The sequence below is a fragment of the Cedecea sp. P7760 genome (assembly GCF_013386425.1).
Classification (GTDB): domain Bacteria; phylum Pseudomonadota; class Gammaproteobacteria; order Enterobacterales; family Enterobacteriaceae; genus Cedecea; species Cedecea selenatireducens.
The window spans coordinates 48,757-61,817 of record NZ_JACARU010000013.1 but is presented as its reverse complement, the minus strand read 5'-3'; the positions used below and the strand labels follow the sequence as shown (position 1 = coordinate 61,817).

The 13,061-nt window shown below is 52.5% G+C and carries 8 protein-coding genes; 4 read left to right on the top strand and 4 right to left on the bottom strand.

Annotation, left to right across the window (positions count from 1 at the left end; translation table 11 throughout):
* Positions 1-159: 159 nt before the first annotated feature.
* Positions 160-1,632 carry a nucleobase:cation symporter-2 family protein gene (locus HX778_RS05365; RefSeq protein ID WP_176981463.1) on the top strand — a complete coding sequence of 491 codons (1,473 nt, stop codon included), beginning with the start codon at positions 160-162 and terminating at the stop codon, positions 1,630-1,632.
* 141 nt (positions 1,633-1,773) lie between these two features.
* Positions 1,774-3,921, top strand: a complete 2,148-nt coding sequence (fdhF, locus tag HX778_RS05360; RefSeq protein WP_176981474.1) for a formate dehydrogenase subunit alpha — start codon at positions 1,774-1,776, stop codon at positions 3,919-3,921.
* A gap of 70 nt (positions 3,922-3,991) precedes the next feature.
* Here the strand turns inward: fdhF and HX778_RS05355 are convergent, their stop codons facing one another.
* Together HX778_RS05355 and HX778_RS05350 are read right to left on the bottom strand one after the other, a co-directional pair.
* The gene (locus HX778_RS05355) at positions 3,992-4,450 is read right to left on the bottom strand and encodes a (2Fe-2S)-binding protein (protein ID WP_038472404.1); all 459 of its coding nucleotides are present in this window, start codon (positions 4,448-4,450) and stop codon (positions 3,992-3,994) included.
* Positions 4,451-4,492: 42 nt separating this feature from the next.
* The gene (locus HX778_RS05350; RefSeq protein WP_176981462.1) at positions 4,493-7,699 is read right to left on the bottom strand and encodes a molybdopterin cofactor-binding domain-containing protein; all 3,207 of its coding nucleotides are present in this window, start codon (positions 7,697-7,699) and stop codon (positions 4,493-4,495) included.
* A 355-nt stretch (positions 7,700-8,054) separates the two neighbouring features.
* On the opposite strand from HX778_RS05350, the gene HX778_RS05345 reads away from it, so the two are divergent.
* Positions 8,055-8,714, top strand: coding sequence for a DUF1345 domain-containing protein (locus HX778_RS05345; protein ID WP_038472409.1), 660 nt, complete (start codon positions 8,055-8,057; stop codon positions 8,712-8,714).
* A 276-nt stretch (positions 8,715-8,990) separates the two neighbouring features.
* Positions 8,991-10,004, top strand: coding sequence for a glycosyltransferase family 9 protein (locus HX778_RS05340; protein WP_176981461.1), 1,014 nt, complete (start codon positions 8,991-8,993; stop codon positions 10,002-10,004).
* Positions 10,005-10,368: 364 nt separating this feature from the next.
* Here the strand turns inward: HX778_RS05340 and dgcJ are convergent, their stop codons facing one another.
* Positions 10,369-11,895 carry a diguanylate cyclase DgcJ gene (gene dgcJ / locus HX778_RS05335; protein ID WP_255483336.1) on the bottom strand — a complete coding sequence of 509 codons (1,527 nt, stop codon included), beginning with the start codon at positions 11,893-11,895 and terminating at the stop codon, positions 10,369-10,371.
* A 110-nt stretch (positions 11,896-12,005) separates the two neighbouring features.
* Positions 12,006-12,935 carry a LysR family transcriptional regulator gene (locus HX778_RS05330; RefSeq protein ID WP_038472417.1) on the bottom strand — a complete coding sequence of 310 codons (930 nt, stop codon included), beginning with the start codon at positions 12,933-12,935 and terminating at the stop codon, positions 12,006-12,008.
* Between the last annotated feature and the right edge of the window lie 126 nt (positions 12,936-13,061).

Here is a 13,061-nt window from a genome sequence, read left to right as displayed (position 1 = left end):
ACCAAACCCTGCATTTTTGGCACAGCTTACGCATAGATAACGTCGTGTGCGCAATTTGCTGATGGCGACATCAGCTCAGGGAGGCATCTGCCTTCGAATCGTAACTTCCTCTCCGCCTATACGAACGAGAGCCGAAGTCGTACAGGAGATAATTACTTCATGAAAGACTCTGCCATTCCTGCCTCAAACGCTACGGCATCAACCGAGCCGGTCGATGAGGTTCTACCTATTACACAAATGGTTCTTTATGGCCTGCAGCACGTACTGGTGATGTACGCCGGTGCCGTGGCCGTGCCATTAGTGGTCGGTAATGCCGTCGGTTTACCCGCTGAACATATTATCTTGCTGATAAGCGCCGATCTGTTTATCTGCGGGGCTGCCACTATCGTGCAATCGTTAGGAATTCGCCCCTGGCTGGGCTGTCGATTACCGTTAATTCAGGGGTGTACCTTTGCCGCACTGATTCCAATGGTGCTGATCGGAAAAGAGTACGGAATCGGCACTATTTCAGGCTCGGTTATCGTCTCCGGGATCTTTATTTTATGCTGTGCTCCGTGGATAAGCCGTCTTTTACGCTTCTTCCCCAAAGTCGTCATGGGCGGCATTGTTACCCTGATTGGCCTGTCGATTATGCCCGTTGCCGGTGGCTGGATTGGCGGCGGCAACAGCAACATGAACGGGTTTGGAGATCTTTTTTCACTGCTGATGGCCGCTATTACGCTAATCATCATTCTTAATCTTTATACCTTCGCAACCGGCGTTGTAAAAAATACCGCCGTGCTCGTGGGGCTGATCATTGGCACAATTTTATGGAGCTTTTTTAAGCCGCTCGATTTCCATCTGGTTAACGTCACCCCGTGGATTCACTTTCCACAGCTGATGCAGTTTGCGCGCCCGGAATTCCATATTGTGCCGGTTGCCCTGCTGTCGATGGTCATGGTGGTAGTTATGGTTGAAACCATGTCTTCCATGATGGCCACCGGCGACATTGTCGGTAAGAAAGTGGACTCAGGCATGCTACGCAACGGCCTTAATACCTGCGGCTTAGCTACTACAATCTGCGGCTTCTTCAACCTCTTTCCTTACGCAGCCTTTGCCCAGAACGTCGGGCTTATCGGCTTAACCGGCGTACGTAGCCGTTTTGTGGTATCGGTCTCCGGAGTAATTCTCATTTTGATGGGCGTATTTTCCAAACTCGCCGCGCTGGTGGTGCTTATTCCTAAGCCAGTGCTTGGTGGCGCGGGGATCGTGATGTTCGGCATGGTGGCGGTATCCGGCATTCGTACCCTTGGCCAGGTCAACTATCGAAATAACAACAACGGAATGGTGGTGGCATTAACGCTTGGCCTCGGCATGATGCCGGTGCTGGTGCCGAACCTGTTTAGCCAGTTCCCTCCCATGATGCAGCTGTTTTTACACAGCGGGATAACTATCGGCACCTTGACCGCCATTGTTGCCAACTTAACGCTCAACGGTAGCGTACCACTCCGAGTCTCCCACGATGCCCTGGAACCCGATCCGGCTCCGCCTAGCGCCGCAGCACGCAATATGGCCGTGCGCACGGTACGCATGTGGCTCCTGCTACGCAAAGTACAGAGGGAGCAACAGCCCCAGCAAAACGTGGGGAAATAATGCCAGGCCGGATCTTACTCGCCCTGCTGGCGCTGGCATTGATGACAATTCCCGCCGTGCAGCAGGCCATCGCCTTTGGCGTCAGCAACCGTTTTAGCTTTGGGCTGTTGTTTTAGATTTACCGTTAACTGGAGGGCCATGATGAAAAAAGTGACCACCGTATGCCCATACTGTGCCGCAGGCTGCAAGCTGCAGCTGGTGGTAGAGAATGGGAAGATCGTGCGCGCTGAAGCGGCGATGGGCAAAAATAACCAGGGTACGCTGTGCCTGAAAGGCTATTACGGCTGGGACTTTGTCCACGATACCCGCATTTTGACGCCGCGCCTGCAAACCCCAATGATCCGCCGCCGCCGAGGCGGCAAGCTGGAGTCCGTACCCTGGGATGAGGCGCTTGATTATGTGGCTACTCGCCTCACCGAGATTAAAGAAAAGTATGGTCCGGATGCTATCCAGACCACCGGTTCTTCCCGAGGTACGGGCAATGAAACCAATTACGTGATGCAAAAGTTCGCCCGGGCGGTGATTGGCACCAATAACGTGGATTGCTGCGCGCGCGTCTGACACGGCCCTTCGGTTGCAGGTCTGCACCAGTCGGTCGGTAACGGCGCAATGAGCAATGCCATCACTGAGATTGATAACAGCGATTTAGTGTTTATCTTCGGCTATAACCCGGCAGATTCGCACCCTATCGTGGCAAATCACGTCCTGAATGCTAAACGCAACGGCGCTAAGATTATTGTCTGCGATCCCCGGCGAATTGAAACCGCCCGCATCGCGGATATGCACCTGACGCTGAACAACGGCTCTAACATTGCGCTCCTTAATGCGCTTGGGCACGTCATTATTGCTGAGGCTCTCTACGACAACGCGTTTGTTGCCCAGCGTTCTGAAGGTTTTGATGAATATCGTAAAATCGTGGCGGGCTATACGCCGGAATCCGTTGAGGCTATTACCGGAGTCAGCGCGCAAGAAATTCGCACCTGCGCTCGACTGTACGCCACGGCTAAGTCCGCCACCATTCTATGGGGAATGGGGGTGACCCAGTTTTATCAAGGTGTTGAAACAGTTAGATCGTTAACAAGCCTGGCTATTTTAACCGGCAATCTCGGTAAACCGGGCGTGGGCGTTAACCCTGTGCGTGGACAGAATAACGTTCAGGGCGCCTGCGATATGGGCGCGTTACCTGATACTTTCCCTGGCTATCAGTTCGTTAAGGTTCCGGAAAACAGAGAAAAGTTTGCCCGGGCATGGGGAGTAGAAAGCTTACCTGCCCATACGGGCTATCGCATCAGTGAACTGCCGCATCGCGCTGAACACGGCGAAGTACGCGCGGCCTACATTATGGGGGAAGATCCGCTGCAAACCGACGCCGAACTTTCGGCGGTACGTAAGGCGTTTGAAACGCTTGAGCTGGTCATCGTGCAGGATATTTTCATGACCAAAACGGCAGCGGCGGCCGATGTTATTCTGCCCTCCACTTCCTGGGGCGAGCATGAAGGTGTCTACACTGCGGCGGACAGAGGCTTTCAGCGCTTCTTTAAGGCGGTGGAGCCAGAGTGGGATCTCAAAACCGACTGGCAGATTATCAGTGAAATTGCCACCCGGATGGGCTACCCGATGCAGTACAACAATACTCAGGAAATCTGGGATGAGCTGCGGCATCTGTGCCCGGATTTCTACGGTGCTACCTACGAGAAAATGGGCGAACTTGGCTACCTGCAGTGGCCATGCCGTGATGAGTCGGATACGGACCTGGGGACGTCTTATCTGTTTAAAGAGGCATTTTCGACGCCGAACGGCCTGGCGCAGTTCTTTACCTGCGACTGGGTTGCGCCCATCGATAAACTCAGCGACGAGTTTCCGATGGTGCTTTCTACGGTACGTGAGGTTGGCCACTACTCTTGCCGTTCGATGACCGGCAACTGTTCTGCACTGTCGACCCTGGCCGATGAGCCAGGCTATGCGCAAATCAACACCCTGGATGCCGCACGGCTGGGTATTGTTGATGAAGCGCTAGTGTGGGTGAACTCTCGCAAGGGGCGCATTATCACCCGTGCAAAAGTCAGCGAGCGGCCCAATAAAGGCGCAATTTACATGACATACCAATGGTGGATTGGTGCCTGTAATGAACTGGTAACCGAGAATCTTAGCCCGATAACCAAAACGCCGGAGTACAAGTATTGCGCCGTTCGCGTTGAGCCGATTACTGACCAACAGGCCGCCGAGCAGTACGTAGTGGATGAGTATCGCAAATTGAAGGCGCGGCTGCGGGAAAGCGCGGTGGGCTAAGCGTTGGGGAACTTCTTGTCGCGTTGGAGTGGGCCGGGCGGTGTGATACCGCCCGGCGTTTTTCTTTCGTTCAGGATTTTAACGCGTGGTGAATGGAGTCGAGAATAGGCTGATAGCCGGTACAGCGGCAGATATTTCCTTCCAGTACATCTTTAAGCTGTTCGTCGCTGGGCTGCGGTTCTTTTTCCAGCAGCGCGGTGGTGCTGACCAGCACACCCGGCGTACAAAAGCCGCACTGTACACCGCCTTTTTCAACAAATGCCTCCTGCAATTTCTGCGTGACAGGATTATCGTTCAGCCCCTCCAGGGTGGTGATTTCCGCCTCATCGCACTGCTCTGCCAGTACCAGGCAGGAGCAGACCGCGTTACCGTCCATAATAACCGTACACGCGCCGCATTCCCCAATGGAGCAGCCTTCTTTTGTGGCTGTCAGCCGCAATGTATTGCGGACCAGATCCAACAGACGCATATTGCCCTCCACTTTGGCTTCAACCAGCTTGCCGTTGACCTTTACTTTAATTGTGCTCATGGCTCAGTCCCTGCAGGACGCCTTCGCGCCCTGTCCTCATGGTTATTTTTCTAACGCTTGCGCCATCATGTCGCGGAACATGCTGATAAACACCGGCTGCTTATAGGCCGCAGACCAGCGTTTACCAATAGCGGCGTAAATCAGCTTGTCGAGTACCTCGCAGGCACTGTCGATAGTGGCCGGGTTCAGCCGTTGGCCCAGCATGCAGCGTTCAACATCAATAAGTCGCTGAGGCTTGCTGAACAGCGCACCATCAACCAGCCGGCAGTAGCTCACCGTGCCGTCGTCGGCAATTTCCAGCAGCATGGTCAGGCTTTGACGAGTAATATTCAGCGCGTTTCGGCGACCCAGCTGATGGTAAAAGCCTTTAGCGTCAGGTTTTGTCGGCGGCGGCAGAATAAGACGGGTTAATAGCTCATCAGGCTCTCGCTGAGTTTTGTACCCCGAGATCAGAAACTCACCCAGCGACATCCGGCGCACGCCGCGATGAGACTGCAGCTCAATGCTGCCGTCGTAGAGGATGGCCGGTGGAATGGAATCACCACAAGGTGCGGCGTTGACGATATTGCCGCCGATGGTCGCCCGGTTACGAATCTGGTGCGAGCCCACCGTGTGGCAAGCCTGTACCAACAGCGGATAACGTTCTCGAAGCAGCCTATTTTCGGTAATGCGGTTGAACGTTACTGCCGCACCAATAGAAATTTCATGCGATTGTGTATCTTCGGTCACCTGCGTCAGCTCGCTAAGGCGCGAAATATCCACCAGCTTCATTGCCCGGGTTTGCATGCGCCCCTGCACAATCACGTCCGTGCCGCCGGCAATAGCCGTGACACCGTCACTTTTTAGCAGTTCCAGGGCCTCACTTAGCGTTCCAGGCCGCGTCACGGTGACATCCGTCAGACGTAATACCTGTTTCTTATTCCCAGGCTCGATCATCAATTCACTCTGACGAGCCGGTTTTTTCAGGTTATAACCCAGAATCACCTGCTCCAGGGTTAACGGCAGCTTGTTGAAACGAGTCCCCAGCGCAAAGCTCACCGCGTTATTGATGGCCGCGGCGACTAACTCCGTGGCAGGCTCGCCAATCCCTTTCGCGCCTAGCGGGCCGGCCTTGTCCGGGTTCTCAACGCCGATAACGGTAATCGGGGGAATATCTTTGATCGTCGGCAGCAGATAGCTGTCAAAGTTCTCGGACTTCACCTGCCCGTGCTCAATGTTGAAATCCTCTAACAGAGCATAGCCAAAGCCCTGTGCCACGCCGCCACAGACCTGCCCCTCAAACCCGACCGGGTTAAGAACCTGGCCGACATCGTGGGCGGCAGTAACATGCAGCAAGTCAGTTTTACCGGTGCTGATATTCACCCGCACCTCGGCCACCTGGCAGCCGTAAACCCAGGTAAAATACGGGCTGCCACAGCCTTTTTCTTCATCCCAGTGAATGGGCGGCGGCACAAACCAACCGTATTCAGTCAGGCTCACGCTGGCCCACTTAGTTTTATTCACCGCCGATTTGAAGTCGATACGCTGGCTATTATCATGTTTGTTGATAATAAAGCCGCCCTGCCACAGCGTATCCTCAAGATGAGCTACCCCGATGCTCTCACCGACGACGCCGAGAATGCGCCGTTTGATCTTCTGCGCAGCATCAATAATCGCTCCGCCGCCGACCATTGTTCCGCGCGTCGCCGCCGTGGAGCCCCCGTCGCCGATGACCGAAGTTGGCGGCTCCATAAAATGAAACTCGCTCATTTCGATGCCAAACGCTTCGGCGGCAATCAACGTCATCGTGGTTTGCAGCCCCTGTCCGTTTTCCGACACCGACGTCGAAAGGCTGACGCTACCGTCTTCGTTGACCTGAATCAGCGCCGTTGAGGTATCAACCCCTTCAGCACCGATCGAGCACCCGCGATAGCTCAACGCCAGGCCAATACCGTAACGGTAGACGCCGCCCTTCTCGTTAAGCGCCTGATAATGTTTTCGTTTCGCCATAAACTCGGCCGAATCGGTAGCCTTTGCCAGCACTTCATGCGCGGAAACCGTATGTTGGTCAAACACCTGGCCGGTAATCGACGCATCGCCCTGGCGTAAGGCGTTAATTTCGCGCACCGTGACAGGCGACATCTTCAGATACTCAGCAATCTCATCCATTAGTGATTCGTGAGCGTAAACCACCTGCGGAGAACCGAAGCCGCGCATCGCGGAGGTGTAACTGTTGTTGGTGTACACCGCCGTGACGTCGATATGCACGTTTGGGATGGCGTATGGGCCTGCGGCCTGCACTGACGAACGCCAGGTGACAAACGGTGACGAAGCCGCATAGCCACCGCTGTCGGCCAGGATATCAACTTTAATGGCCTGGATACGGCCGCTGTCGTCCAGCCCGACCTTGTATTTCATTTTATATGGATGGCGTTTGCAGCTTTCGATAATTGACTGTTCGCGCGTGTAGGCAAATTTCACCGGTTTCCCGGTCAGATGCGTCAGCAGAGCCGAACGGCAGGCCAGATGGTCAATAACATCATCTTTGCCGCCGAACGAGCCCCCCATAACGGCGCGTTTTACGTTGATCAGGCTTTGCGGGCAGCCCATGAACTTAGCGACGAAACCGCGAACGCGGTGCGGGTTTTGCACCGAGCCAGAAATAATCAGGCTGCCGTCGGTAGGGTCAAGCCAGGTTAGCACCACCTCGGGTTCAATATAAGCATGCTCCTGAAAACCCACTTCATATTCGCGCTCGAGGATATGACGCGACTGCGCGAAGCCTTTTTCAACATCACCTTTGAGGGTGTGATGATGCGCGGCAATATTGTCGCTGCGTTCCGGATGAATGCAGCGCGCGTCTGGCGCAAGCGCAGCTTCAACATCGGTCAATGGCGCGTATGGCGTATAGCGTACGTGGATTTTGTCGGCCGCTGTGCAGGCCGCTTCATAGGTAGTAGCGGCAACTACGGCAATAACGTCGCCGTGAAAGACCACCTCATCCTTAATAATTGGCAGGTAATCTTTGACGATAACACCAACAACCGGCGTGCCGGGGATGTCCTGCCAGGTGGCAATTTTGACCACGCCCTCAACCGCCAGCGCTTCGCTTAAGTCGAGCTGATCTATTTTCCCTGCCGGAATATCCGCATAACGACAGACGCCGTATAACATATCCGGCAAAGTAATATCATCGCCGTAGATGGCCGTTCCTTTGACCTTTGCCACTCCATCCACGCGTCCTGGCGACGCTGAACGCAAAGCACACATAACGTTCCCCTTATTATCAAATCAGTAAGTCACTCACGGGAAAAACTCATCGTGCTAACAAATCCAAGATTTGTGCCAAAAATCAATGAGGTGGTGGCCGATGTGAATTTCTGTGATTAGACGTGCGAAAAAAAACGCTCAGGGAGCGAGAGCGGTTGTTCTGAGGAGAAAAGAGAATGGTTTTTAAACCTTATGCTGCGGAAATTCTCAAAGTAATAATTACGAATTATCAAAATAATAATGCACGGGTTGACGGGTTGCCCGCCCGGCAAATTGATTATCTGCGAGAAGCAGGTCCTTAGCTTTTCCCTCGTCTACAGTTAACTTATCCAACCCTCGTCGAATAAATTATCCCATGAGCTTTTCGCTAAGGACTCACCTCTTCGCCCGTCTGCGATTATTGATTTCGGTTGCTGCCGGGATCGTTTGTTATTACGTTCTGCCGGCCCAGCTCGGCACGCTTCAGCGACTGTTAATCAGCTGGAATGTCCTGGCCTGGCTCTACCTGACGTTTATCTGGTTTCGCATGCTGCGCACTGATGTGAGTGAGATTCAGCGAATTGCCAGAATACAGGACCAAAGCGCGGCGCTGGTATTAAGCATGGTTATCTTTGCCTGTATGGCCAGCATTGTGGCTATCCTGAGCGAGCTGCCGTCGTTACGTTCACTTTCTGGCACCCCACTCGTGTTGCACATTGTTCTGACCGCAATCACGCTGCTGGCGTCCTGGACATTACTGCCCAGTTCGTTTGCCATGCATTACGCCCATCATCATTATCTGCACCGCAGCAAAGACGTCACGCCGATGATCTTCCCTGAAAAACCAAAAGATCCCGGATATTGGGATTTTCTTTATTTTTCATTCACCATCGCCGTTGCGTCACAGACTGCCGACGTGGCGACGGGAACCACCGGGATGCGCAAAATTACGCTTTTGCAGTCGGTTATCTCGTTTCTCTTCAACCTGGCGATACTGGGATTATCCGTTAACGTGGGTGCCGGGCTGCTGAGTTAGCGAGTTTGATATTTCGACGGCGAAAACAAAATAGACTATAATTTAACCAGCAAAGCTGCGCGGTAAAGGTGAAACACGATGCCTAATCCATTTGATGCCTGCATGTCTATCCTGCTTATCCTGGGCGCTCTACATGAAATGGGGCTGATCCCCTGGTAATGCCTGACTCAAACAGGCGGTTCTCTGTTCTAAAAAGAACGACGCTCAAGGGAAATTGACAGCCAGCCAAATCTCATTATGGTGAGAGGCGTGCTTACGCTATGTCTCAGGGAAACCATGAACTCATCGCTTCTGAATTTTGCTGGCAGTTTGCTTCAGGACGAGAAAACGCTCGTCGCCTCCTACGATCTTGAGTCCTTGTACCCTACTCAGCGGAACACTCTGCAACTGCAGGCGCTGCATCAGCCGGGAATTTATAACTACGCCTTGCAGCCCTTTTCTCTCGACTACCGTAACGTTAAGCGGCTTTGTATTATCAATGGCATGGGCGTCACGCTGGGCGATTCACTGATTGGCATTGCGGCGTTGCAGGCTATTAAGGCCATCAACCCAAAACTTCACCTGACGGTGCTGCGCCCTCACACCTGCCAGGCCTATGTGGAAGAGATTTATCGGCTGGCGGGTAACGTCATCGATGAACTGCGCTATATGCCTGTGGAGCTTGCTGCGCTTGAGGGATTTGATGCGGTCATTGATGCCGGGAACCAGCTCTTCAGGGAGGATTTCGCCACTCTGGAAATGCATGACTTTTTCCTGCGCCACCTTGGCATTGCCCCTGAATCCGTTGCCGATGATATTAAAACAAACCGCTGGCTTCGGGACGAAATGCCGGAGCAAGCTCCCCCTCTGGAAGGCCGTTACGTACTGTTCAATTACCGCGCCAGCACCCCACTTCGCAACATCCCGGATGCCGTACTGGTAGAATTTGTCGAGCATCTCTTTAAGCGACACGGTATACCGGTTGCAGGATTCGGCGAGATAGACCACCCGCAGTTTATCGATTTGTCTTCACGTTCAAGAAATACCCGCGACTTTATTGCCATTATCCGGCATGCCAGCAAAGTCTATACCTGCGACTCATCGGCTCTGCACATTGCCGCCGCGTTTAGAGTACCCACGATGGGATACTTTAATGCCATCAAACCTGCGCTGCGGGCGGCCTGTTACCCATTATGTGAAAGTGTGGATATGGGTACGGAGAGTTCAGCCCTGCTTCATCAGAGCGACGATAACACCCTGCTGAGCGTTATTGAGGAGAATTATCGCCGCTATCTTAACCTTTTGCCCTGACGCTGACCTTACCGGTCGATAAAACCGCAGACATTCCCTTCGCGAGAGCATATATGATATAATTTTGACCAATTCATTGATTTTAAATAAAAGTAAACAAATCGTATTAATATGAAACAACTCATCCTGGCACTCAGTATTCTGATGCCGTTCAAAATTTCAATGGCCTCAGTCAACGGCACTTTTGACGTGAGAATGACCATTCTTTCGAAACCCTTGCCGCCTAAAGTGACTAAAATTAAACTTTCAGACGAAAGAGTGATGATTATTAATGAATGGTAGTGTTTTCATTCACCTGACAATCCCTATGGCGACAATTCGCGCCCACTAAAAAGCCGCTGAGGGGATCCACCAGCGGTTTTTTTTATCGGCTGGAGCCCTTTTCCCCATACTTATTACGCTTATGCTGATACAGCAGTTCATCCGCCTTAAGAAGCGCGGTTTCTAACGTATCACCGGCTGCCATCTGATAGCTTCCGTAAGAAAATCCAACCAGTTTGTCTTCATCGATGGTTAGAAGGTAATCGTGAATACGCGTGATAACTTCGTTAGATTTAGTCAGGCTGTAATCAATCAGAATCAAACTGAACTCATCCCCGCCAAGGCGAATGCCGTAGTCGCTTTTGCGAATGGATTGCGCGAGCGCCCTGCCCAGGTACTGTATGGCCCGGTCACCCATGTGATGCCCGAGGGTATCGTTAATCTTCTTCAGCCCGTCGCTATCAATAGAAATTACCGTTACGGCAATGTTATTACTCAGCAGCGCGTGAATCTTCTGCTCAAGCGAAGATGTCAGCACTTTACGGTTATACAGGCCGGTCATCGCATCGGTCATATTATCGTGAGACAGCGACCGGTTACGGTCGAGCTGTTTTTTGGCATAGCGGCAAAGTAGCCAGGTCCCGAACAAATAGAGGGCGACTAACCAGAGAATAGAGATCAGGAAGTAAATCCCGTCCAGCTGGATGTGCAGCGTATAGTAGCCGGTAATTTTTTCCGCGTAAGAAATGGGCGTAAACGACTTCAGCACAGGATGGTGGAAGCTGATCTTAGCGCCGGTAACATTGTCCGTAACGTAAAGGGAAAGAAAACGCCATAACAGCGGCCTTTCCGCCGTATAAAAGGACGTTGCGAGATCGTCGATATTAATATCGGTAATGAATATCCCTTTTATTTCCTCGCGTTGAAATACCGGCGTAATCATGCTGATAATGTTTTTGTGGGTATACCCATCTTTATAAATATGGGAGACAATGCTTTCTCCCTGGCGCAGATCGGTTAACGCGGAGCCGTCAATATTAATGGTCTTCGCGCTACGGTCGATATCTATACGGCCATTTTCACTCACCAGCCAGTTATTAAAGGTATAATGCTTGCTGTCGACAATCTTATTGATATAAATATAGCTATTTTTCAGATCTATATAGTAGCGGATATTGTTAAAAACATAGCCACTGTAGTTGGAAAAACTGTACTTAGACACGGCATTGACGGCGTTTTCTTGCCCAACGATCAACGACGCCGCATCGTTCTTCCAGCTGGCGCAGGATGGATTGCGAGTTTGCAACGTTCCCTTAAGTGTCGCTAATTTTTGGCCCGCGAGATTTAAACCATAAACACCATTTAATGATTCGGCATATTTACAAATATCAATATCTTTATTTGCAGCGGTTGTTATCCCTGACGGCGCAGAGGAGAAAGCACGAGACAGCCGAAAAGCCGTGTTCTGGTTAATATACTCTTCATGAAACAGCGCGGATTTTCCGTTTTCTGCAATGTACCCCATGTAGCTTTTCAGATCCCGGTATTCCCGAAATACAAACCCGGCAAAAATCAACGTTGTCAGAATAACGATCAGGATAATGGTGTTGATGTATTTTAGCAGCGACAAGATGGTGTAATCCCTTGAAAAATCCCACTTGTTAGATAGGCTGGAGTATAGCATATCGACAGAACCGAGATTACCCGAAACGCAGAAAATTCCTGGTTGCAGCGTGTCAACTAAGGCACCAGGGTGCGGCATACGTCCAGGATAAGGTGCCGCAGCCAGCGGTGTGCGAGGTCAGCTTCTGAGCGCGGGTGCCACATTTGAGAAACGGTGATGGTTCTCGTATCCACCGGCAGCTCGAACATTGCCAGCCTGGCATTGTCTCCCTCAACCTCACTAACAGATTGATTAAGCAGGAAAGAAGATGGCACCAGGGCAATCAGATCGGATGCCTGCGCCACCTTTAACGACGCCGGAAACCCCGGCACTACGGCGGCAATTTTTCGCGTCAGTCCCCTTTTAGCCAGCGCATCATCTACGGGCCCGGGCGTTGAGCGTATGCGACGGGAAGCAACCACATGCCCATACGAAAGATACTGTTCTACGGTGACTTCCGGTATCCCGGCAAGAGGATGACCGGCCCGAACCACGCCGACAAAACGATCGCGAAACAACGCCTGCAGCCGTATTTCCGGGCCCATTTCACCCACAACGCCGATTTCAAGGTCGACCAGGCCTTCGCGCAGATGCCGGGGCCCTTTTTCTGGCTTCGACGTAAAACACAGCTGAACTCCCGGCGCTTGTGCTGCGGCAGCGGCGATCAGCGACGGTGCAAATGCCTCGATAAAGCCGTCATTGGCTCTGATAATAAACACGCACTCCAGCGTGGAAAGGGACAGCTCTGCCGTGGAGGGGCTCAGTAAGGCGCGAGCCTCAAGCGCGGCGTTTCTCGCCCGGTCACGAATCGCTTCGGCATAGGGCGTCAGCACCATATTTCTTCCCGCTCTGACCAGAAGAGGATCGCCGGTTGCAGCCCGCAGGCGACTGAGCGTACGGCTCATCGCCGATGAGCTTAACCCCAGGCGCCGGGCAGCGCCGGCCACGCTGCCCTCAGCCAGAAAGGTATCCAGCGCAAGCAGCAAATTCAGATCGGGTTCGTTCATTCTGGCATCCTGTAAAGAGATATGGCGTTTGGTGCAACTATTTAGTGCATATCATGCGTCTTCCGCCTGTCTTTAAGTATCACTATATTTGCTGCACTGACAACCTGATACTGATTGCCGCCCAAC